General features: G+C 39.2%; 19 protein-coding genes. 8 read left to right on the plus strand and 11 right to left on the minus strand.

Annotated elements, in window-relative coordinates:
• Positions 1-19 precede the first annotated feature (19 nt).
• Complete coding sequence (locus OW492_RS08695; protein WP_290039541.1) at positions 20-1,558, minus strand: MFS transporter; 1,539 nt, start codon at positions 1,556-1,558, stop codon at positions 20-22.
• Positions 1,555-3,051 carry an efflux transporter outer membrane subunit gene (locus tag OW492_RS08700; RefSeq protein WP_290039542.1) on the minus strand — a complete coding sequence of 499 codons (1,497 nt, stop codon included), beginning with the start codon at positions 3,049-3,051 and terminating at the stop codon, positions 1,555-1,557. Before OW492_RS08700 ends, OW492_RS08695 begins: the two co-directional genes overlap by 4 nt.
• A 285-nt stretch (positions 3,052-3,336) precedes the next feature.
• Between OW492_RS08700 and OW492_RS08705 the strand changes: the two genes are divergently transcribed.
• From OW492_RS08705 to OW492_RS08730, 6 genes are all read left to right on the plus strand, one after another.
• Positions 3,337-3,987 (plus strand): TetR/AcrR family transcriptional regulator, encoded by a 651-nt coding sequence (locus tag OW492_RS08705; protein WP_290039544.1) that lies wholly within the window; start codon positions 3,337-3,339, stop codon positions 3,985-3,987.
• A 303-nt stretch (positions 3,988-4,290) separates the two neighbouring features.
• On the plus strand, positions 4,291-5,727 hold the full coding sequence (locus OW492_RS08710; RefSeq protein ID WP_290039545.1) for a nucleobase:cation symporter-2 family protein: 1,437 nt from the start codon (positions 4,291-4,293) through the stop codon (positions 5,725-5,727).
• Between the two features lie 266 nt (positions 5,728-5,993).
• Positions 5,994-6,998, plus strand: a complete 1,005-nt coding sequence (locus tag OW492_RS08715; protein WP_290039547.1) for a BMP family ABC transporter substrate-binding protein — start codon at positions 5,994-5,996, stop codon at positions 6,996-6,998.
• A gap of 96 nt (positions 6,999-7,094) precedes the next feature.
• On the plus strand, positions 7,095-8,678 hold the full coding sequence (locus OW492_RS08720; protein WP_290039549.1) for an ABC transporter ATP-binding protein: 1,584 nt from the start codon (positions 7,095-7,097) through the stop codon (positions 8,676-8,678).
• Positions 8,675-9,805: an ABC transporter permease gene (locus tag OW492_RS08725; RefSeq protein ID WP_290039550.1), complete on the plus strand. Its 1,131-nt coding sequence runs from the start codon at positions 8,675-8,677 to the stop codon at positions 9,803-9,805. The genes OW492_RS08720 and OW492_RS08725 overlap by 4 nt, the downstream gene beginning before the upstream one ends.
• A 3-nt stretch (positions 9,806-9,808) precedes the next feature.
• The gene (locus tag OW492_RS08730) at positions 9,809-10,774 is read left to right on the plus strand and encodes an ABC transporter permease (protein ID WP_290039552.1); all 966 of its coding nucleotides are present in this window, start codon (positions 9,809-9,811) and stop codon (positions 10,772-10,774) included.
• A gap of 85 nt (positions 10,775-10,859) precedes the next feature.
• On the opposite strand, the gene OW492_RS08735 is transcribed toward OW492_RS08730, so the two are convergent.
• The 6 genes from OW492_RS08735 to xdhA form a co-directional block, all read right to left on the minus strand.
• Entirely contained in the window at positions 10,860-11,762 is a 903-nt protein-coding gene (locus OW492_RS08735; RefSeq protein WP_290039553.1) for a homocysteine S-methyltransferase family protein, read from the minus strand.
• A 211-nt stretch (positions 11,763-11,973) separates the two neighbouring features.
• A complete protein-coding gene (uraH, locus tag OW492_RS08740) occupies positions 11,974-12,336 on the minus strand; it encodes a hydroxyisourate hydrolase (RefSeq protein ID WP_290039554.1) in 363 nt (120 codons plus the stop codon).
• Positions 12,333-12,833, minus strand: a complete 501-nt coding sequence (uraD, locus tag OW492_RS08745; protein ID WP_290039555.1) for a 2-oxo-4-hydroxy-4-carboxy-5-ureidoimidazoline decarboxylase — start codon at positions 12,831-12,833, stop codon at positions 12,333-12,335. The genes uraH and uraD overlap by 4 nt, the downstream gene beginning before the upstream one ends.
• A gap of 289 nt (positions 12,834-13,122) precedes the next feature.
• The gene (gene xdhC / locus OW492_RS08750; RefSeq protein WP_290039556.1) at positions 13,123-14,019 is read right to left on the minus strand and encodes a xanthine dehydrogenase accessory protein XdhC; all 897 of its coding nucleotides are present in this window, start codon (positions 14,017-14,019) and stop codon (positions 13,123-13,125) included.
• Positions 14,012-16,378, minus strand: a complete 2,367-nt coding sequence (gene xdhB / locus OW492_RS08755; RefSeq protein ID WP_290039557.1) for a xanthine dehydrogenase molybdopterin binding subunit — start codon at positions 16,376-16,378, stop codon at positions 14,012-14,014. The genes xdhC and xdhB overlap by 8 nt, the downstream gene beginning before the upstream one ends.
• Positions 16,365-17,900, minus strand: a complete 1,536-nt coding sequence (xdhA, locus tag OW492_RS08760) for a xanthine dehydrogenase small subunit (RefSeq protein WP_290039558.1) — start codon at positions 17,898-17,900, stop codon at positions 16,365-16,367. The genes xdhB and xdhA overlap by 14 nt, the downstream gene beginning before the upstream one ends.
• Before the next feature lie 489 nt (positions 17,901-18,389).
• Between xdhA and OW492_RS08765 the strand changes: the two genes are divergently transcribed.
• Complete coding sequence (locus tag OW492_RS08765) at positions 18,390-19,040, plus strand: TetR/AcrR family transcriptional regulator (protein ID WP_290039559.1); 651 nt, start codon at positions 18,390-18,392, stop codon at positions 19,038-19,040.
• A gap of 65 nt (positions 19,041-19,105) precedes the next feature.
• On the opposite strand, the gene OW492_RS08770 is transcribed toward OW492_RS08765, so the two are convergent.
• From OW492_RS08770 to OW492_RS08780, 3 genes are read right to left on the minus strand one after another with little or no spacing between them, the layout of a single operon-like run.
• Complete coding sequence (locus tag OW492_RS08770; RefSeq protein ID WP_290039560.1) at positions 19,106-21,316, minus strand: heparinase II/III family protein; 2,211 nt, start codon at positions 21,314-21,316, stop codon at positions 19,106-19,108.
• 1 nt (position 21,317) lies between these two features.
• A complete protein-coding gene (locus tag OW492_RS08775; RefSeq protein WP_290039561.1) occupies positions 21,318-21,869 on the minus strand; it encodes an acyltransferase in 552 nt (183 codons plus the stop codon).
• A gap of 60 nt (positions 21,870-21,929) precedes the next feature.
• Positions 21,930-23,714, minus strand: a complete 1,785-nt coding sequence (locus OW492_RS08780) for a transporter (RefSeq protein WP_290039562.1) — start codon at positions 23,712-23,714, stop codon at positions 21,930-21,932.
• A 172-nt stretch (positions 23,715-23,886) separates the two neighbouring features.
• Here OW492_RS08780 and OW492_RS08785 point away from each other — a divergent pair, with 172 nt between their 5' ends.
• Complete coding sequence (locus OW492_RS08785; protein ID WP_290039563.1) at positions 23,887-24,792, plus strand: LysR family transcriptional regulator; 906 nt, start codon at positions 23,887-23,889, stop codon at positions 24,790-24,792.
• Positions 24,793-24,843: the final 51 nt, after the last annotated feature.

A 24,843-nucleotide genomic window follows, 5' to 3' on the forward strand; every position in this document is an offset into this window, starting at 1 on the left:
TACTCAATAAAATAAATAGTTAAGGTTGATTAGTATTAGGTGCTGGTACATAAACCATCATTAAGGCCAATGGAATAAGCAACAATGCCAAGATACCAAGTACTAAATAGGCATCTGCAATGGATAAAATAAGTGATTGTTTTGCAACCACGCTAGGCAATAAAGCGCTTGGTAACGCATTAGATAGAGAATGTTCAACTAGCGCTGCATGCTCCAATAACATTTCACTGTGGAAGCGACTACGTAGCGTTAATAGTTGCCCTACTGATGCACTACCGATCAATGAACCAAACACTCTGAATGTATTGATTACACCTGAGAAATAAGGCCCTTCACTTGGGTCTAACACACTGGTCATCAAAAATAAAATAGACACAACCGCCATAGGTTGACCAATCGCTTGTAGCATTTGCGCGACAATAAACTGATCACCATTCCATATTTCATTGATTGAAATAGCAGAAAAACAGGCCAGAGCAATAAACAACAAGCCCACAGACAGCACTTTTCTCGCATCAATCCACTTTTGATAAAGTAATAACGCGACCAAAGAGCCTAATATTAATTGCGGTAACGCAATCATTAATCCAATAGGTGCTATTTGCATCGTTCGATAGCCTTGTATTGCACCTAAATAGCTTGCAGGTAACATTGATCCCGACATCAATACCACCAATAAAAAAGTTAAAATAAGCGAACCGATACTTAAGTTACGACGCGCTAATAGTTGCGGCTGAATAAACGGCGTTTTATGTGTAAACTCAGTAAAAAGATACAGCGCCATAAACACCACACCGAGCAATAATGCACTAGTAATAAGTGGCGAGTTAAACCAATCCAGACGCCCACCCTGCTCCAGTGCAAGTGAAATTAATAACAAGGCACTCACGCCTAAGATCATGCCTAACCAATTACCTTGTTTAAAACGAGCGAACTTTATCTCTTCCTTTGGTAATCCCCAGCCCACTAAAGACCCAGCAATAATGCACAAAGGAATAACTTGCCAATAAACCCAACGCCAGTCGGATAAACCATCGGTCCAATAACCGGTTATCCAGATAGCCAAATTAGGAGCAAAGGTGGCGGTCATTGCATATAGCGCTAACCCATGTAAACGAATACTCAGCGGTAAAAACTTAAGTGCAGCCATCATCAAAATCGGAATCAATGCACCACTGCTCACGCCTTGGATAAAACGCAAACCAATTAATAGGTCAAGGTTTTGAATAAAAGGTAAAATTACAGCAATCACTGCGCACAGTGACACCATTGATAGATGAAAGCGTCGCACCGAAAAAGTGATTGCAAACCATGCTGCAAATGGCATCGCTATTAATTCACCCATGGTATAAGCGGTTGAAATCCAAGAAGCATCATCAACACTTGCTCCCATCACGCCACGGAGATCAACTAATGCTAATGACCCTACGCGGTTATTTAATCCAGACATCATGGCTGCAATAAAAATACCGCTTAATCCAGCGAGGGCTTGTTTTGATAACAAGCTTTGTTTTTTAGGAGCAACTGAAATAGTGTCGGCGATCACTGCACTGCTCATTGCGCCTCCTCATGCGATGCTAACGTGTTAATTTTGTTCACACTATTATCCCAGCCACCGCCAAGTGATTTATATAAATTCACTATCGCTAGCGCACCATTTGTTGTGCTGTTATTTAAACGATTTTGACTATCCAACACTTTTGCTTGTTCACTAAATACACTCAAGCTATCTGCTGTACCTTGTTGGTAGTTACGATTAACGACATATAGAGCTTGTTTCGTAAAGTCATCAGCGATTGATAGTTTATGATGATGGCTTTGTTGCGCTAACCAAGCATCAATGGCGTTATCCACTTCATGCCAAGCTGTTAACACCACTTTACGATAAAGTAACGCTGCATTTTTTTGCTTTTCCTTGGTTAACTCCAATTGCAAGGTAAGTCGACCGCCTTGAAATAAAGGTAAATACACTTTAGGCCCAATAGAAAAAGCACGAGAATCCCAACTTCCAAGGTCATCCCCATCAAAAGCTTCTACACCTAAGCTACCAGTTAGCGAAATACTTGGATAAAAATTTGCTTTAGCAGCACCAATCGATGCGACGGCGCTATGCAGATTTGCCTCTGCTTGTAAAATATCAGGTCGCTGCTGTGCGATATCTGAAGGGATACTCGTGAACATCCCCTTAGGAAGATGCATCGCTTGCTTGGGGTTTTTTAACAGTGACTCTAAAGCTCTAGGCTGTTTACCCAACAATAAAGCCAAGGCATTCATTTGTGCATGAATACGTTTCTGTATATCAGGCACTGCCGCTTTACTATGCTCTAATTGAGCTAAAGCATAAATCGTCTCAATATGCGTGCCTACGCCATTTTTTTCACGACTACTTAATAATTCCACTACGTGCTCAGCGAGCGCTTGTTTTTTCAATGCAATATCTAATGTAGCTTGCATATTACGTAATAAAAAATAAGTACGAGCAACTTCTGCCGTTAAACTCACTCGAGCCGCTTCACGCTGGTAAATAGTCGCTTCTAACTGTGCCATAGCTCGCTCACTTAAACGTTGATTTTTCCCCCATAAATCAAGCTCCCAACTTGCATCAAAACCTGCCATAAAGAAATTATCAGCCTCTGTTGGAGCACCTAGAGCTGCCCATTTACCATTCGCACTATTCCCCTCATGGGCATAACTTGCATTGGCAGAGAGAACTGGTAGTTTATCGGCATCTGTAATACCTAACTTAGCTCGACTCTGAGCGATCCTGTTACTCGCTATTTGTAAATCTAAATTACCAACTTGTGCTTGCTCTTCTAGCTGCATCAAGATCGGGTCATTAAACAATTCCCACCATTTTGATGAAAAAACCTTCAAGTCACTGGCATTTTGAGGTTTATCCACTTCGTAACTGTCTCTAGCCGTTATTTCATCAAAACCTTGAGTTGGCTTTTCAAAATTAGGGCCTACAGTACATGCTGACAGGAGCGTAATGGCGAAACTAACGCTGACCGTATTGAGTAAATAATTAAAATATTTACGTTTAATTATCATTTTAACTTTCCTATCTAATAACCAATGCACTTGCTTAGTGGTGTTTTATGGCTTCAATATTGTTATCACTGACGACAGCCATTAAAATCAAACTGTACCGCTCGGTATAACCAGTAAATATAAAAAAACGAAACATCTTCAATCAGAGCTTTTCTTCTTGATACTCAAGATATACAAATAGATAACATGTATAATTTGAGCAATATCAATATAGCCAAATTGAACTGTACCGCTCGGTATGATATATTGTCATATAGCACTTACTATTGTCAAGAGAGTAACTCAATGAAAGATCTTATTTTAAACAACGATCATCTTCCTAGACTCGATCTAAACCTCACTCCAAAGGCACAAACCGTCCTAGATGCTGCGACTAAAATATTTTTAACCCATGGTTTTAATGGTGCAACGACAGATATGATTCAGCGCGCTGCAAATGTATCTAAATCGACGGTATACGCACATTTTTCTAATAAAGAACGATTATTTTTAGCAGTAGTCCAAAGTGAATGTGCTTCTTTTACACAATCAATGCACAGCATTAAATTTACCCCAGGCAATCTAGTTGAAAGTTTACGAGAGTTAGGTCATGCCTACTTAAACGTTGCTTTATCAGACTCTGCACTGGCACTTTATAGAGTGGTGATTGCCGAAGCTCCACGTTTTCCTGCATTGGGTCATATGTTCTATAATTCAGGTCCGCATGTTGTTAAAAGTAACGTGATTAAATGCTTTCAAATTGCCCTTGATGCACAAGAAATCGATTTACAAGGTGATGATATTAATGAAGTCGCAGAAGTATTTGTGGCAATGTTACGCAGTGAATTACATTTACAGTGTTTAACTCATCCAGATCAGCCGTTACAAAGTAAAACAGTGGACCATTGGGTTAACATCGCAATCAACACTTTTATCCGTAGTTATGGAGCTAAATAATAAATTTATTCTCTGCCCTGTTTGTTAGAATAAGTAGGCTGTTTTACATGGCAACTTATTCTAATGATCAATCAACTTGTATGCACAACCTCGCAAATGTCCCCTCCCCCACATGATCATTTAAAGTGCAACAATTGCACCAATACAGAATAAAGATTCTCGAACTACTCCTTTAAAAAATTCTATAAATAAAATAAACAACTGTTTTAAATATGTTTTTTTAATTTTATTTGAAATGGCACGATCGTTGCAAAAATACTATGAATAGTCACAATCGTTGCAAACATTCAATAAGGAAGTCCCATGAGTGAAGAGTCTGAGTTAATTTATAAACTCGATGATAACCCTTCAAATAAGGAATCATTTTTTGCCGCTATACAACATGTATTAGCTAGTTTTATCGGTATTATTACTCCAACTTTAATTATTGGTGGTGTGCTAGGATTAGGTGATGAAATCCCTTACCTTATTTCGATGGCATTGATGGTGTCTGGTGTTGGTACGATTATTCAAGCTAAGCGACCGATGGGTATCGGTGCAGGAATGATTTGTGTTCAAGGGACTAGCTTCGCATTTTTAAGTTCAGTATTAGCTGCAGGCTTTATTGCTAAAGCTAATGGTGGTGGCCCTGATCAAATTCTTTCTCTGATTTTTGGCGTATGTGTTTTAGGTGCCTTTGTAGAAATTGCCGTTAGTCAATTTTTAGATAAACTAAAGCGAGTAATCACTCCGGTTGTGACAGGTACAGTTATTACCGTTATTGGTATAAGTTTAATTAAAGTAGGCTTCACTGACTTAGCCGGCGGTCAGTGGTTACTAACCAATAAACCAGAGTTATTTGCTAGTTTTGATAACCTATTTTTAGGTGGTCTAGTAATGGCATCAATCATTATCGCTCATAAATACGGTAATCAATGGGTACGATTATCATCGATTATTATAGGTATGATCATCGGCATGATTGCTGCAATATTAATGGGTAAAGTGAATTTCAGCGCCATTAATCAAGTCGAATCCATCATCAGCTTACCTGTTCCGTTCAAGTATGGCTTCTCTTTTGATATTGCTGCATTTATCCCAATTGCGCTAATCTATTTAATTACAGCCATTGAAACATCAGGTGATATCACTGCAAACTGCATGGTGTCAAAACAGCCAATTGCTGGTAAGTCATACATAAAACGTATTCAACAAGGTATTTTAGGCGATGGTGTTAATTCATTGATAGCTGGGTTATTTAATACCTTCCCAAATACCACTTTCAGTCAAAATAATGGGGTAATTCAGTTAACAGGCATCGCAAGTCGATACATAGGCGTATGGATTGGTGGTATCTTAATCGTAATGGGATTATTCCCACACATTGGTGCTCTATTCCGCGCAGTACCAAATTCAGTATTAGGTGGCGCGACAATTATTATGTTTGCAACTGTTGCTACAGCAGGTGTAAAAATCTTAACTCATGTTGAATTAAACAGAAAAAATATGCTCACATTAGCCGTTTCATTTGGTATGGGTTTAGGAGTGTTATTGGTACCAGAGGTAGTGAACACAGTATCTGCAAATATTGGCGGTGATTTAGGTGCTATCGTTAAAAGCATATTTGGCTCACCAATCACTGCAAGTGGTTTAAGTGTGATTGTATTAACCCTATTTTTAGGAGAATACCCTGAAGAATACAACCCAATTATTCAAGATTTCCCTCTTGATGATGAGCATTCAGGTAAAGCTAAGAGCTAGCATTTTATCATCAAGTGTTTTATAGCTTTAATTCACTTGATGCTAAAAACAGTGTTAAGTAATGAAACTGACATGGCGCTTTCCTAAATATGAAAACCTAGGAAAGCGCCTCATCTATTTAGGTAATCACAATAAGTTCAGTGAATTACATAAATAACTGTAATGTTATCGATACTTTATATATCACTAAGAATATTTAAGTAGATAACAGTTTTCAGACAAAAATAACTATATATTTTACAACCAATCAAAATTAAGGACAATTTATGAAGAAGATATTAACAACCACAGCTGCTGCAGTATCAATTGCACTATGTTCATTTGTAGCACAAGCTGCTGATTTCAAACCGGCTGTTGCTTATGATTCAACAGGTAAGTTTGATAAATCTTTCGGACAAGCAGTTGCGGAAAACGGTGTAATTAAATTCATGGAGCAATCGGATACTAAAGTTCGTGAATTAGTACCTTCAAGTGATGCACAGCGTGAACAAGGTCTTGAGCGTCTTGCACGTAAAGGTTTTAGCCCTATTCTTGTTGTTGGTTTCTTATATGCAACACCACTACAAAAAATTGCAGCAAAATACCCTGATAGCCAATTTGTGATCATCGATGCAGTGGTTGACTTACCAAATGTAAAATCAATCTTATTTAAAGAGCATGAAGGTTCTTTCCTTGTCGGTGCAATGGCCGCAATGAAGTCTGAAACCAATAAAGTAGGTTTCGTTGGCGGTATGGATATTTCATTGATCCGTAAATTTGCTTGTGGTTATGAGCAAGGTGCTAAATACGTTAACAAAGACGCAGAAGTTTTCCAAAATATGACGGGTTCAACTAACGCAGCATGGTCAGATCCTGCTCGTGGTGCTGAACTAGCTAAAAGCCAATTCAGTAAAGGTGCTGATGTAGTATTTGCTGCGGCAGGTGGTACAGGAGTAGGTGTTTACCAAGCAGCAGCTGACGAAGGTAAATATGCAATTGGCGTAGATTCAAATCAAAACTACATTCACCCAGGTGTGATGTTAACGTCTATGGTTAAACGTGTTGGTGTTGCAACAGTAGATGCGTTCAAAGCTGCTGAAGCAGGTACATTTACAGCCGGCATCCAAAGCCTTGGCTTAAAAGAGAATGGTGTAGATTGGGCATTAGACGAATATAACCGTGATTTAGTGACACCTGAAATGGAAGGTAAAATTGCTGGAATTAAAGCTAAGATTATTTCTGGTGAAATCAAAGTACACGATTACATGATTGATAATACTTGTAACTACTAATATCTCCCCTGAGAAAATTAATGCTCCCTTGTTGTAACAAGTAAGGGAGTATTTTTACCGATCTTTATCAATGGACAGAATAGAGAAACTTAATTTATGTCTCAACCCCACAATCAAGAGAACATTGCTTTAGAGCTTTGTGGCATCGATAAAAAATTCGGTGCAGTACACGCTAATTGCAATATCGATCTAAAAGTACCTGCAGGGACTATCCATGGCATAATTGGAGAGAATGGCGCAGGTAAATCAACCCTAATGAACATCATTTATGGGTTTTATGTTGCAGACGCTGGCGATATTAAAATATCAGGCACAGTGCGTAAATTAACTAGCTCTAAAGAAGCAATTAGTTACGGCATTGGCATGGTTCATCAACACTTCATGTTAGTTGATAATTTTAGTGTATTAGAAAATGTTATTTTAGGCGCAGAAGAAGGCGGCCTGTTAGAACCTAGCTTACGAAAAGCTCGAAAAGAATTAGAGCGTTTAGCTAAAGAGTATCAGCTAAATGTCCCACTCGATGCATTAATTGAAGACCTTCCAGTTGGTTTACAGCAACGAGTTGAAATTTTAAAAGCGCTTTACCGCGGTGCAAAAATTCTTATATTAGATGAACCTACTGGTGTGTTAACACCACAAGAAACAGATCATCTGTTTAAAATCTTTGATGCATTACGCAATCAAGGTGTAACGATCCTATTAATCACTCATAAGTTACGTGAAATTCTAGCGGCAACCGATAATGTATCTGTAATGCGTCAAGGTGAAATGGTTGCTCACCGTAAAACAGCCGACACAGATAAAGAAGAGTTAGCTGAATTAATGGTCGGTCGCAAGGTTCGTCTAAAAGTAGAAAAAACTGAGGCAGACTCACAACAAGAACTACTCTCTACCTCCAACCTAACTTACACCGATGAACTAGGTGTTGACCGTTTAAAAAATGTGTCTATCTCTATTAAAGCAGGTGAAGTAGTTGGTATTGCTGGTGTTTCTGGCAATGGCCAATCGGAATTAATGAGTGCTCTTGCCGGTTTAATCAAACCTAATTCAGGGCAGATTAATATTGGTGATACCTGTATTGATGCGCGACACCCAAGCTCAGCAGCACAGGTGCGAGATCTAGGCGTTGGACATATCCCAGAAGACCGTTTAGTGATGGGACTGATCAAATCTTTTAGTGCAGAAGAATCAGCTATTTTAGGCTATCAAAACTCTGCAACTTATAATGGGGTATTGCTAAACAAACCTAAAGTGATCAACCAAGAGTGTGCTCGTTTAATGGAAGAATGGGATGTACGTCCACGTGATCCAAAATTACGTAGCTCTTTATTCTCTGGCGGTAATCAACAAAAATTAATCATCGCCCGTGAAGTAGATAAAGACCCTAATATTTTATTAATTGGTCAACCTACACGTGGTGTTGATATCGGTGCCATTGAGTTAATTCATAAACGTATTATTGAATTACGCGATCAGGGTAAAGGGATCTTATTAGTTTCCGTTGAACTCGATGAAATCATGGCCTTATCGGACCGCATTATTGTAATGTTTGATGGCAACATCGTGGGAGAAGTCAGCGCACAACAAGCCAATGAAAAAATCCTCGGTATGATGATGGCAAATATCATGCCTGACGAACTGCAATCAAATACAGTAACAACTTCTGGAGAGCAATTATGAATGACTCAAAGATTCCAGCATGGGTAAGCATTATTGTTCTTCCATTAATCAATATTCTGTTTGCCTTTGCTTTTTCTGCCATTATATTTTTGGCCGTTGATGTAAACCCCATTGAAGCCGCACAAACCATGATCAATGGAGCCTTCGGTTATCAAGAAGGGATTGGTTATACCTTTTATTACGCTACCAACTTTATTTTCACCGGTTTAGCAGTGGCTGTTGCCTTCTCTGCAGGCCTATTTAATATTGGCGGTGAAGGACAAGCTTATATTGGCGGGCTCGGGGTAGGCTTAGTTTGCTTAGGTTTAGATCATACTTTACCGTTTTGGGCGCTATTACCGATCACCATGTTTGCCAGTATGGCCTTTGGTGCATTATGGGCGTTAATCCCAGCTTACCTTCAAGCCTACCGTGGCAGTCATATTGTAATCACGACCATTATGTTTAACTTTATTGCTTCATCATTGATGGTGTACTTAATGGTAAACGTGTTGAATCAAAAAGGTCAAATGGCGCCTGTATCACGTGTATTTGAAGACTCTGCTGGTTTACCGGGTTTTCACACCATTGCCGGATGGTTTGGTTATTGTTTTGCTGAATCCCCAATGAACTTAAGCTTTTTAATTGCCCTACTTTGCTGTGTTTTAGTGTGGCTATTACTTTGGAGAACACGTTGGGGTTATGCCATTCGCGCAATGGGTTCAAGCCCTTCTGCTGCTGAATACGGTGGTATTAACCGTAAGCGTTTGATCATTATTGTCATGCTTATTTCTGGTGCTTTATCAGGCTTATTAAGCTTAAATGAAGTACAAGGTTACGCACAACAACTCAAATTAGGCTTTGTAGCAGGTTATGGTTTCACTGGTATCGCAGTGTGTTTGATTGGCCGAAATCATCCTTTTGGTATTGTGTTAGCGAGTATTTTATTCGGGATTTTATACCAAGGTGGCGCAGAACTATCTTTTGACTTCCCAAATATTGACCGAGAGATGATCCAAGTAGTACAGGCATTAGTTGTACTCTTTAGTGGCGCGCTGTCATTAATGTTAGTTAAACCAACTGAGCGATTATTTGTTTATTTAGATGAAAAGAAAAAGTCTAACAACACTAGCGCTGCGGAGGCTTAAATTATGTATGAAAATATTATTTTAATACTCGATGCGACATTAAGGGTATCAGCTCCACTCATTTTAGCCGCATTAGCCGGTTTATTTTCAGAACGTTCTGGTATTGTGAATATCGCACTAGAAGGTAAGATCTTATCATCTGCTTTTGCTGCGGCAGCCACTACCTCAGTCACTGGCTCTATTATGCTGGGGTTATTAGCTGCGATGTTTACGTCTACTTTACTCTCATTGTTACATGGTTTTGCATGTATCACACATAGAGGAGATCAGATTGTATCGGGTGTGGCGATTAATATGCTAGCGGCAGGTTTAACTGTCACTTTAGGTCGTTACTGGTTTGGTTTAGGCGGACAAACCCCACCTTTATCAAATGATGAACGCTTTACGTCAATCACTTTACCTGGTGCTGACGCCGTGGCTGACATTCCTGTCATTGGCTTACTGTACAGTGAGTTAATTTCTGGTCATAACATTCTGGTTTACTTGGCATTATTATTAGTGCCTGTGTGTTGGTGGATTATCTTTAAAACACGCTTTGGGTTACGTTTACGTGCCGCGGGAGAGAATCCACATGCCGTTGATACGGCGGGTATTTCAGTTGCTTGGTTACGTTATCGTGCATTAATTTGTGCAGGTATTTTAACGGGGATAGCAGGAGCCTACCTATCGACTGCACATAGTGCTGGTTTTGTACCAAACATGAGTGCGGGTAAAGGTTATATCGCATTAGCAGCACTTATTTTTGGTAAGTGGAAACCTGTTCCTGTCTTGTTTGGTTGTTTACTGTTTGGTTTCTTAGATGCAATGGCTATTCGCCTGCAAGGTGCTGAACTACCATTTATTGGTGAAGTACCTGTGCAAGCAATTGAAATACTGCCTTATGTATTAACTGTATTATTACTTGCAGGATTTATTGGTCGCGCCGTTGGTCCGAAATCAATCGGTGTGCCTTACGTTAAATCACGCTAAGTATTAGCCTGTAACGTAACGCGAAAAGAAAAAGGCCTGAGACGAAGTTAATTCATCTCAGGCCTTTTTACGTTAAAGCTGTTAATTAATTTGTTAAGCTAACTTGCCACTCAGCTAACGCTTTAATATGGTCAGGACCAATACCACAACAACCACCAATGATATTTGCACCTAGTGCATACCACTGTTTTGCATAAGCTAAGTAATCAAGGGGAGATAAGTCACGATAAGCTTGTACCGCTTCGTTGGCTTTATGATCTTTAGGAATAGGCGTGAAGCTATTAGCAAATACACCAATATCTAAATCTGTTTTACCTGTAGCTTGTAAAGCTTGCTGAGTATCTTTAAGCGCTTGCTCAATTACCTCTGGAATAGAACAGTTAAAGAAAATACCAGTAATATCTTCTGCTAGTAATACTTCAATAGCTTCAGTGACTAATTCACCAGATCTTAGTTTCGCCTCACCAGTTAAATCATCACTTAATGTAAAAGAAAAATGGCAAGGTTTAGTCGTACTAGCCAATACCTTTAACATTACTTTCGCTTCAGCAATACTAGAGATAGTTTCACCTAACCATGCGTCTACATGTTGGTCTTGGGCGATAAACAAGGTATTTAAAATATCAAAGGCATTATCTGCATCAAATAAATCTGGGCGATATGAGCCAAAAGCAGGCGGTAATGAACCTACCACTTGTACATTATGTTGAGCTGTAGTGGCTACTTCTTTAGCTATGATAGCGGCTTGTGCTGCTAATTTAGCCCCCTGTTCTGCAAACAAATCGTCACCTAAATGAAATGGTACACAAGCATAGCTGTTAACTGTAATTAACTCTGCACCAGCATCAACAAAGCTTTGATGTGTTTGAGTGACATAATGTGGTGCTTCAATTAAAGCCTGTGCACTCCACAAAGGTTGTGAAAACGGAGCACCAATACGCTTAAGTTCACGCCCCATACCACCATCTAAAATCGTTAATTCTTTCATTATGGACTTCTATACGTCTAAATAAGATATGCGTATTTAACCATAGTTTTCAAAAATTCATAATGAAACTTGATCAGGATAAGTATGAATAAAATTCAACTTAATATTTAAATTGTTGAGAGGATTAATATTAGGGCTAATATTAGGATTGAAACAAAATTAAAGCAGGGAAAGAAGCCACTTTATGCGAATAAAATGGCTTGAATGGCGATTAACTACCGCGGTACGTTGAATAACTATAAGGCGACAATAATAAAGGGATATGATGGTGACGCTCATCCTGTAATCTAAAGCAAATTTCAGCACTAGGATAAAAGGCAGAGAGTGATTGTTGCTCCCAATAGCTTTCTAACTCAAAACAGATTTTATAGGTCGCAAATAACGATTCAATCTCTTTATCTTCATACCACTCTGTTTGTTCCCACCCATCGATTCTACCATCGCTATTGGTCACTGCAGAGGATAATAACTGCCAGTTATCACCATCTAAAACTAATAGTTTAATCGTCACGCCAACAGCAGGTTTACCCAATGATGAATCTAAAATATGCGTAGTTATTGGATTATGGTTCATAATAATTTCTCCAAGCGGATAGCTGTGATTTTAGCTTGCTCTCGACCGGCGATTTGCACTTCGGTTTCACGGGTATTATCTATTCTGGCTTTGATTAGAGCTAACATTTCAACAGCACTTTTACCCGATGCACACACAATAAAGATGAAGCCAAATTTATCTAGATAGGCTTTATTTAATGCCACCATCTCCTCTAATACTGCACTTTCTGCTACCGACATCCCAGCTTGCTCATTGCTTGCAGTGCCTGATGTATTAGCATATTTCTTGTGGAGTGTATTCAGATCTCCAATTTGTGGATGACCTTGAAATGCAATTAAATAATCCTGCTCGTTTAATTCAGTAAATGCTTTTTCTGAGGCTGCAAGTAACGCAGCTTTATCTGCAAATGGTGTTGCTTGGATCATCTTCTTAATCCAATTTGGCGCACAGCAACAACTTTCAAAGATATCGAAGCCTTTATCCGCACTGGCATTATTGATTTTGTCTAAACTCATTATTTTTCCTTTTTTACGATTTACTTTTATCATCGCAACAGTAAATCGATCTGATAAAGCACCTTGGTAGTGCAATAAATGGGACAATACGTGATTATCAATAAGTTAATTATTCATCTTATTCTATAGGTGAATATTAAAGTATTCATAAACTACTGTTTATTAATACTTTAATCACCCAATATGCATTACTACTTGCTTGATAAGTTTTCTATATTTCACTACTGAGTGGTTATCAAGCTAATATCATACCAAAACTGACCATTTGGATTGTTTTTATTGGCAGCGGTTATCCAGTTTTCGTTTTTTTATTCTGTAATGCACTGAGATGAACTAGATTGTCTTGTAACTCTTTCCACTGTTTGCCTTTTTGTTTAGGTTTATCACCTTGTAAGCTTTGGTATAAAGCAACTAATTGCCCAGCGATAGACACTGCAACTTCCATAGGTAACTTCCCGCTCACTTCACTTAAGCCAACCGGACAAGTCATGCTGTCAATTTGTTGATCAGAGAACCCTCTTTGCATTAAACGATATTGGAATTTTTTGGCTTTAGTCTCTGAGCCTATCACCCCCAACCACAATGATTGATTTCGTTTCAAAACAGCTTGGCAGAGTTCAAAATCTAATTGATGGTTATGGGTCAAAATTAAGGTTGCAGTATTCTTCGCTGCGCTTGTTACCTGTGCAACGGGTTCATCATCAACCACTTTCTGTACACTGCTTGGGATATGTTCAGGAAACAATTCAGCTCGGCTATCTATCCAACGGATCTGTATTGGCAGCTGTGCTAAAATAGGCATTAAGGCATGGGCAACATGACCTGCTCCGTACACGTCTAGATGCAGTTTATCACTGGCAAAAACCTCAAATAAAACCAAAACTTGACCACCACAACATTGACCTAAACTTGCACCAAGTTGAAAATTCTCCACTTCCTGGCAGCTTTCGCCACGTGCAATTAACGTACGAGCATGCTCAATGGCTTTAAATTCAAGATGTCCACCACCAATGGTTGCGTAGATATTGTTGTCGCTAATCACCATTTTAGTACCACTCGCTCGTGGTGTTGATCCAGCTGCACTTAATAATGTAACAATCACATAAGTTGCTGAGCTTGCTTCCAATTCAGTGGCTGCTTGCAACCAACTGTGAGCATGTAGCCCTTGTGTAGACTGATTAAGCATGACTTATCTCTGTAGTTTTCGTTTGTGCTGCCGTTTTATTCCATTGCTGCGCTGCTTGAACAGCATTCAACACCGCCTCTGGTGTTGCAGGTGGATTTAAACTAGGCGCAAATTGATAATCAGTAATGCTAGCTAGTGCGTTACGAATTGCACTCCATACACTAATGCCTAACATAAATGGCGGTTCACCGACGGCTTTAGATTTAAACACTGTCGTAGCAGGATTCTGAGAATTATATAACTTCACATTAAACTCTGCTGGCGTATCACCTATCGCCGGAATTTTATAGGTTGCAGGCGCGTTACTAGCTAATGCTCCTTGATCATTCCAGCTTAGATCTTCAGTGGTTAACCACCCCATTCCTTGAATAAAGGCCCCTTCGATTTGGCCAATATCCAGAGCTGGATTAATAGAACTACCCACATCATGTAAAATATCAGTGCGTGTCACTGTATTTTCACCAGTTAAAATATCAATTTCCACTTCGCTTAACGCTAAACCATAGGCGTAATAAAAGAAAGGGTGTCCTTCTGCTTTTTCACGATCATAATAAATTTCAGGCGTTGCGTAATAACCCGTAGTGGAAAGCGAAATACGATTCAGATAAGCTAAATTAATCAATTCAGAAAAGCTAATTCGCCCCTTTTCATGCACTAATTGATTATCTATCAACTGCATTTGTTCAAGGCTCACATCAAAATGCTGACTAGCAAACTCAAATAAACGTTGTTTGATGGTATTCGCTGCATTCAGAGCAGCCATACCGTTTAAGTCGGTACCACTTGATGCGGCGGTTGGTGAGGTATTTGGTACTTTATCGGTACGCGTTGCATTCACTAAAATATGTTGCATATCAATGGAGAAAGCTTGTGCGACGATTTGTGCAATTTTAGTATTAAGCCCTTGGCCCATCTCTGTACCACCATGGTTAACATGCACAGAGCCATCGGAATAGATCACTAACAATGCCCCCGCTTGATTCAAGTGCTGCACGGTGAAAGAGATACCAAATTTAACCGGTGTTAATGACAATCCCTTTTTGATGATTGGAGAAGTTTTATTGAAAGTAGTAATCGCTTCTTTACGCGCCCAGTAATCCCCCTCTTCCTCCATTTTCGCAATCATATCCTTTAGAATAAATTGATCTACTTTTTGTTTATAAGGGGTTAAATCACGACCTGGTTTATATAAATTAAGTTTACGGATCTCTAGGGGATCTTTTTTCAAATAGTAAGCAATATCGTCCACCAGCTGTTCAGCCATAATCATTCCCTGCGGGCCACCAAAGCCTCGGAATGCAGTATGACTAACGGTATTGGTTTTACAACGATTACCATTGATATGTGCATTAGGATAATAATAAGCGTTATCTGCATGGAATAAGGCTCGGTCAACGATGGCATCGGACAAATCAGGAGAGTATCCACAATAACCATTAATATTAATATCTACGCCTTCAATTAAGCCCTGTTGATCAAAACCAACTTGATAGGTGTTATAGAATGGATGACGTTTACCTGTACTTTTAAAATCATCACTTCGTGCTAAGCGAATTTTAACTGTTTTTCCAGTATGGTAAGCCGCTAAAGCAGCCAAACATGTCCAGGGTGCAGCCTGTGTTTCTTTACCACCAAATCCGCCGCCCATACGACGCATCTCTACCGTCACATAGTTGAATGGTTGTTTAAGTACTTTTGCAACTAAATGCTGTACTTCACTAGGGTGCTGGCTTGAACATTGAATAAACATACCGCCTTCTTCAGTGGGTGTCGCAATACTCACCTGCCCTTCCAAATAGAAATGTTCTTGGCCACCAATATCTAAATCACCAGAAATTTTATGTTCTGCATTTTTAATAGCTTGCTTAGCATCACCTCGGTTTAAAGCATGGGGTGGACGCACCCAATGTTGTTCTTTTATCGCTTGTTTAATATCTAACATAGGTACACTAGTTTGATATTCAATCACCACTTTACGTGCGGCGATTCTAGCAGCTTTATAACTTGTCGCGACGACTAATAAAATAGGCTGACCATGATATTCAATCACCTCATCGGTTAATAAAATATCACCCGAAAAAACCGGGCCAATATCATTTGTACCTGGAATATCTTTGCTGCTAAAGATATCAACAACACCTTGCACTGCGAAAGCTGGCGCAGTATCAATAGACATAATGTTTCCATGTGCAATAGTCGATACAACAGGGTAAGCATGTAAAGTATTTACTTCTTCCGCTTTATCATCAACATACACCGCTTTACCAATTACTTGTTTGATCGCACTTTCATGAATAAAAGATTGGCCGATGGCATTACCTTTCAGCCCTGTTGGTTTGTCTGTTTTAAAGTGACGCATGGTTAATCCTTGTCTTAATAGCGGGTACTGTCGCGTTCAGGTCGACACTGTTTGGGCTTAATATCATGTTGCTAGCACTTTGATACCAAATCCGGTCAAACAAGTTCTTACTGACTTGTAATCGGTAAGCTGATGTTGCTCTTACATCTGATAACGGCTGAAAGTCCTCTTCCATTTTTTGTGCCGCTGCTTGCAAGTTTTCTAAACTAAAAGCTTTACCATTTAATGCGCCTGCAATATTAGGAGCTAAAGCTGGTGTAGAAGCCATACCGCCCATTGCACACTTCACCGCATGCATAGTTTGATCTGTTAATTGATAACTTAATACTAAACATACCGCTGAAATATCATCTTCAATACGTTTAGATATTTTATGACAGCTGAGTTGTTGGTTAGGTAGGCGCTGAGGTACATGAATCGCCACAATTACTTCATCATCAGCTAATTGTGTCTGACGATAATCAACAAAGAACTCAGCCAAAGGGATAACACGAGTACCGCTGATGCTTTGTAACTCGATACTTGCATCCAGCGCAATCAATAAAGGAGCGGGATCACCAATCGGTGACGCGTTGGCAATACTGCCACCTAATGAACCCGCATTTCTAATTTGCAATGAGCCGATACGTTCAAACAGTTCATGTGCTTCTGGGTAGACTTCGCAAAAGCTATCTACAAATTCGCTATAAGGTAAAGCTGCACCAATGTGTATGCCTGTTTCATCTTGAGTAAATTGCATTAACTCAGGGCAATAACGTACTGATATCAGTTGTTCGCTGTAAGCTAAATGTTGACTAAATTCGACGGATAAATCCGTTGCACCTGCCACAAACTTAGCTTCAGGATGCGCTGCTTTTAATTCGCAGAGTTGAGTTAAGTTTTGTGGTAAATAAAAGTATTGCTGGCCATGTTCAATCGCCGGGATAGCATTTAATGCCAGATCTTTTTCTAAAGAGAGAGTCAATGCACTGACTTGTTGACTAAAACGATGATCTTTATCACTGATGTTTTGCGTGGATTCCGCTGTATAACTAAAACACTTTTCAGCAGCAGCTAAAATAGGTTGATACCCTGTACAACGGCATAGATTTCCACCCAAGGCTTGAATCACGGCTGCTTTGCCTGGGTAGCTTGAATAGTTCATATACAAGGCAAACAAACTCATAATAAAACCTGGTGTACAAAAACCACATTGTGAACCATGGCACTCTACCATTGCTCTTTGTACTGGATGCAACTCTTCCAAACTTGGGTTTGCTTTAGCGCTCAATGCTTCCACAGTAATTAAATGCTTACCGTGTAAATTTCCAACTAACATTAAACAAGCATTAATGCTTTTATAGTGCCATTGGCCATCAATCAGATCCCCAATCACTACAGTACAAGCACCGCAATCACCAGAGGCACAGCCTTCTTTACTGCCTACTTTCCCCATATTGGTGCGTAACCAGTCCAAAATGCTCAAATTTGGCGCAAACTGTGTCAATTGAACCATTTCATTGTTAACTAAAAACTGAATCACGTAAACCTCTCTTAATGTTGCAATCCTTTGTATATCAAGACTTAAAAAGTTAATAATATGTTATCAACTATTATTCAATCCTGTTTTGACCATATGGTCAAGTTACACTATTGCATACTGTGTACCAAGATTACCTTTCAATATAAAAATAATAATTACACGGGTTTATTAAAATACAATGACCTCTTTTAATATAGCCTTTTATAACGATTCTATTAAATTTGTAGCGGTGAAGGTGCCAAGGTAAGCTGAAGTTGAATAGTAAGTTAAGCTTATAGCCAAGACTTTATTATGACTCCCTTGCAAACTTTCTCAAGAACAGGGCGCAGAATGTCATACACATCAACAATGAGATCAAATACACCAGCATAATTATCTGTTAACCTATAGATAATAGACACTAAGCTTTACTATATAATTATCAAGAAATTAGACAAATTTAGTCCACTTTCTTATTCGTATAAATTGCTAAAAGAGTATGCTTCATTTATGAAAAAAGTAATGAAAAAAAGCCAGTCACCTCGTGGTTCATTAGCCGACATACGTCAAGATAATGAGCAACAAATTTTAGATGCTGCAGAGCATGTATTTGCGGAACGTGGTTATCGCGGGACGACAGTAGCGGGCATTGCAGAAGCAGTTAATTTGCCCAAAGCCAACGTACTTTATTACTTTAAAACCAAAGAAGGTTTATACAAAGAGGTCATTAACCGCCTATTAGTATTATGGATGAAACACATGAATGAAATGAGTGCAGATCAACATCCAGGTGAAGCGCTTCCTAAATACATAGTGAATAAAATAACCCAGTCTCGACAACATCCCAATGCTTCACGTATCTTTGCCGCAGAAGTACTGCATGGAGCACACTACCTACGTGAACCATTACAAAACGAATTAAGGGATCAGTTTGAACAAACCTGTGATGTATTTCGAGCATGGCAAGAAAAAGGCTGGCTAGATCCGATAGATCCTGAGCATATGTTATTTATGTTGTGGTCAAGCACTCAGGCCTATGCCGATCACGGCTTGCAAATCAGCATTTTGATGAAAAAAGAGCAACTATCAGACGAAGATTTTGCGAAAGGCATTGAGCTAGTGACTCATATCATTCTAAAAGGGTGTGGAGTGAAGCTTTAACGCTTTCAATGAAGCGCAATGCCAGTAATCTTATTCATTACAGGCATTGTGCTTTACTCACTCCATCATAAAACAGCTTCAATTATTTGAGTGTTAACTCCTTCATCATCAACCACTAACTGCTGTCCATCTAATCCAATAACTAACTCTCCGGACTCATTAACTTTTATAGGCACCGTAGATTTCAAACAGCTTACCGCGACATTATGTTCACTAGCGGAAGGGAACTCCCACTGCATATGATAAATATCAGTAGTCGCATCTGACTCTATCCCCCCAGAAACAGGGATATCTTCTTCGTAACCAAAGTCCAAGGTGGCAGCAACATTAATATTACTTTGCACTTTACAATGATAAGGTTGAGGCAATTCAGGGGAACATAATTCAACCGCACCTTCTGTTAATGATGCATTTAAATGGCTATGTAAACGCCACTGCAATGGTTTTGCATCAAATAACTGAATAACATCCCACACAATGATTCCTTTACCTTTGATTAAAATAAAGGTGCGTATAAAAGACTTTGCATCAAGATATGTACAACTAAGGTCAGCTTTATAACAAACCCAAGCATCACCTTCTTGCTGATAAGTTACTCTCGCTGCTGCACTCTCATCATCAATGATTTGTCCTACACCATCAATTAATGGCAAATTATGGGCGCGAGTTGTTTGTGTCCATTCACTATGATGGCTGCTTCCAAAACAATAACCATAACTTCCCGTAGGAGTTAATACGCCTAAACGATTATCCATCAGAGCAAGGTTTCCCTGGTCTGCGTGACGATGAGAGCTATTTCCAAAAGGACTGGCTCTAAACAATAAGTCAACCTGTTCATAACTAGCAATACCAAAGCCTGCATGCTGATAAAAATGACTGGCGGTGGTTCGAGCAGGTTTTGCTTTAACCTGAGATTGACGCTCATATTCGAGCTGCTTCACTGTGCTCACTACATCCAATAAGTGCAAACTATAACAATTGATTTTTGATTCTAAATATTCACTCGTTTGAATCGCTTTTTGATCACCAAAACGATGTGCATAAATACGTAAAGGGTTCTGAGCAAAAAAACCAGGCCACTCAACACTATTTCGTTTACACCAAAAACCATCACCAAAAGGATGAATCGATTGTTCCGTTGCCACAAAGTCCATTGCAAAGTCGCAATAGTTTTTATAGAAAGGATGCTCGTAAAATGAAAAGTCACTCAACCGTTCAATCGATAAAAAGAAAGCATGGTGCCATTTACTGTAAGAAGATGAATAAAATGGCCCTTCTGCCCAACTGCCATCCTGACCACCATAGAAAGGAAAAATTCCGCGATAAATCATTAAAGAGTAATTTAACCACCGCTCGCAAACATCTCGGTCAAACTCTTTATGCAATACCAGCGCAGCCACACCTAAATAACCCGGTAAACGAGACGTATGAGAGTGGCCTGGAAATTGATGGAATTGATCAGCACTTAAACGCTCTTCCATTTGATAAGCAATACGAATCAGCATAGGTCGAACAAATGACTTTTCAGGCTCAGTCATTAATGGTGACAACCAGTGATAAGCTAAAAATAGATTACGCGATAAAGATAATCCTACTTCATCGCCCCACGTTAAGGGTCTAACTAAAGAAGCAGGACCTTCTGGGCTCCATTGCGCGAAGCTCAATAACAATTCAACTGCGTGTTGACCACTCTCTTCTTCTTGCCATATTTTATAAAGCAAAGTGAGTGCGATTAAGTCTCTATCAATCCATTCACGAACGTTAGCAATGGCAGTCCTTTTACCTGCTTCCTTACCACGCTTATAATGATCAGGGTAACTTATATCATCAGCATGAGCAGCTAATTTAGCCGTTGCCTGGAGTTTAGGATAAGCCTGTTGCGCGGCTGTTTTTACGCTATCAATATCTTCATCAAAATACATCATAAATTGGTTTTTATCAGCACATAATGCAAATAATTGCTCAGCCGTAGGCGCGATATAATCAGCAGTCTGTTCTTCAATATCAAAATGAAACCACTGTGACTTAAACCCTATGGCATCAGTTAAACGCCAACGATACTTACCAACCTCCAAAGCAAAAGATAACTGTAATGGCGATTGGATCGCTTGCCACTGCCAAGCTTGATCAGTCGTACAGCAAATCAGTTCTAGGTCATAGCGCTGTTGAATATCTGCTTGCGGCCAGTTAAAGCTAGGTGGATTAGTTAACGCAGGTTGTTGATCTTCAGGTGAGAAAAATAGCTGAAAGTCATGATGTCGTTTTAGCTCTAACATGTTACTTCTCCTGTTTAAACCAAGTATATTGACCCGTTTCTTTATCTATTTTTCCTAACTGTACCGCCGGTGTTCCACCTACAATGGCGTAATCTTCAACATCGTTTGTCACCACGGAATTTGCACATACCAGACTACAACGACCAATGGTTACGCCAGGTGTAATAACCACTCCCGAAGTCAACCAGACGCCATCTTTAATAATCACTTTACCTTCGCTTAAATCACTACGCCCGCTAAAAAAATCATCCTCGACAGAATAAACATGATTAGAAGCAACAATGCTGGCATGTGGGCCTATCAACACATTTTCCCCGATACTCACATCACCATTAACGTAACTATATAAACCAACATAAGAGCGAGCACCGATTTGATTATCACCAATTCTCACCACAGCTCCCGGTGCAATTCGTACTCGTTCGTTAACAAAGCCTAGAATTTTCGCTCTGCTATTATCATCTTCAAAATTATTACTTTGCGTTGTATATAGAGTAAATTTACGAAACTCTTCCTCGCTTAATTCACCACCAAATTTTTCTTGTACAGACATATTTCTAACCTTAGGAAGTGAATCGATAAATTCACTTCCATAATGACAATTTAAAGAAAATTAATTAACAGCTGCTTTTGTATTAACTGAATCAACTGGCACATCGCGCACTGATTTAACTAATAACAAACCAATTAATCCAACAATCGCAGCAACCACGACGAACAATAAACGTCCCCATAAAGGGTTTGGCACTAGCGTTAATAATAAAAGTGGTACACAAGCAGTTAATAATAAACGACCTAACATTGAATGTTGTTTGTTATCCATCGTGATACTTAATGCTGTATCTTCAACAACCACTTCTCTATCAACGTTTGAGAAAAACTGCTCGACTTCAGCCGTACGCTCTGCTGATAACCCTTTATAGAAGAGCTGCGACAATACAAAGAAAGGTAAAGTAATTAGCATATGACCCGATACACCTAAGGTTACCGATTTCATTTCAGCAAACTCACGAGTAGATAGTGGTGTCTCTAACCCTAAAACAGATTCCACAAGCTCAGGTGTAATACCGAAGGCAATAATGCCAGAGACACACATACCTACTAAGATAGTTCCCCAACCTGCCCAGTCTGGCGTTTTACGAATAAAGAAACACATAATAGAAGGGATCAACACAGGGAAGCCAACTAATGTGCCCACCAGCATCATCAAATCAAATAACCCAAATTCACGTAACGACGTTAAGAATAAACCAGTGAGAATAACAATTATGCCAAACATAGCTGTAAAGAACTGACTCGCACGCATCAAGGTTTTTTCATTTGGGTTTTTACAGAAGTACGGTTCGTATACACTTTTCACCAAGATTCCTGCATTGCGATTTAACGCCGAATCCATCGATGACATCGTTGCCGCAAACATCGCCGCTAACATTAACCCCACCATACCCACTGGCATTTCACGTTTTACAAAAATATAATAGGTCGCGTCAGATACATTTTTACCTAGTTCATCGAGTCCCCACGTTGTGACATCAGGGTAATTGCCCGCAACAAACCATGCAGGTAAGAACCATACCAATGGCCCAAAGATCATCAGACCACAAGCAAGTAAAGCGGCTTTTCGTGCATTTTTAGTGTCTTTTGCACTGATATAGCGGTAAGAGTCAACCATATTGTTAGTACTAAAAAACTGCTTAACAAAAATACAGACAAACCAACCAACGAATAAATAAGTGTAGCTATAACCATCTCCCATTAATGCTTGCTCTGGTAAACCTACTTCTAATAAATTCCCTACACCACCAGACTTCCAAACGGCCACTGCAGCTGCAATAAACGACATCACAGTGATAATCACCATTTGTAAAAAATCAGAAGCAATGACCGCCCAACTACCGCCGACCAGAGACATAAATAACACCACTAACCCAGCACCAATAATAGTTTGCTCTAATGGCACACCTAACACTGCGCTAGTAAATACCGCCAAACCATTCAACCAAATAGCCGCCTGTAATACACTTAGCGGGATATTTGCCCAGGTAAAGACTTGTTCATTGAATTTGCCCAAACGCATTCTTGCCCCCTGTAAAGGACTGATCACACGCATTTGTCGTGCTTTAGCGGCAAAGAATAAATAATTACAAAAGTAACCTAACGCATTAGCAAAAAATACAATCGCCACCGACATACCACTGTTTAAAGCTTTTCCCATTAATCCAGTAAAGGTCATTGCACTTAGTGCCATCATGAATGCAGTTGCCCCGACCATCCACCAAAGCATACGACCACCACCTCGAAAGTACTCAGAAGTATTATCGGCAGCAGATCGGAACATCCAACCAATACCAAGTAAAAAGACGAAATAAACCAATACAACAATGACATCGATATCCATTTTAAAAATCCTATTCGGTGGAGGGAAAGCTTCCCTATTAAAGCGATGAACAATTCAATTTAATGGCACTTTGATAAACGCCACACAAATAAATATACGTGCCGTTGGTAGGGGTGAGAAATACTGATAATGTATAGCATTAATACAAATTTGTAATAAAAGGAAAGGGTTAGTGGAAATTAAAGCATTAAAAACCTTCATCGCCGTTGCCGCTTTAAAAAACTTTTCAGCAGCCGCAAAGCAGCTCTATACGGTACAACCTAACATTAGCCGACAAATATCAGATCTAGAAAAAGAGCTAGGTGTTAAGCTTTTTACGCGTAGTACACGCGAAGTAAATTTAACTGAAACAGGAAAAATCCTGTTGCCAGAAGCCATTGAAATTGTTGCAAACAATACACGCGTCACAGAATTGGTCAGAGCAGCACAAGATAAACAACAAAGTTTACGTATTGGTTACCTTGCTTCTGCTTGCTCTACTTTTTTCCCACAACTTGTCAGTCAATTTTCAAAGTTATATCCACACATTAAAATATCAATTCAAGAAATGACATCTAAGGAGCAATTAAACGCTTTATTAGAAAACAAGATTGATGTTAGCTTTTCAAGACCTCAACCTTTGTTAGATAAAGAACGCTTTTATTGTGCAGAAATTTATACAGATCCTTTGGTTGCTGCGATTCCTGATGGACATCCACTACTAAAAACAGATGAAATCACCTTTCAAGACTTAAAAAACGAAAACTTCATATTATTCAAACCTGAAGAAGCCATGGATTTACACCATCACATTGTCTCAAATTGTGAGAAAAATGGCTTTTACCCTAATATAACCTCTCATCATGGCAATATACGTAGCTTAATGACAGTAGTCTCAGCTGGACTGGGGATTTCATTTGTACCAACATGCGTTAAACACTTAGGGTTAAATGATTGTCAGTTTATTACCATGCAAGAATTGGATATGACATTAAAACTAAACTTGTATCATCCTGCAGCTAATTGCCCAGCACATGTCAGTCAATTTGTTGATTTTTGTGCTTCTAAAAACATCTCTCTCGGGCATCACATTAATTAGCAGACAATTGTTTTATATTATATTTTATATGTTATTTTTTCATTTATTATT

This window comes from Psychromonas sp. 14N.309.X.WAT.B.A12 (genome assembly GCF_030397575.1).
Lineage (GTDB): Bacteria > Pseudomonadota > Gammaproteobacteria > Enterobacterales > Psychromonadaceae > Psychromonas.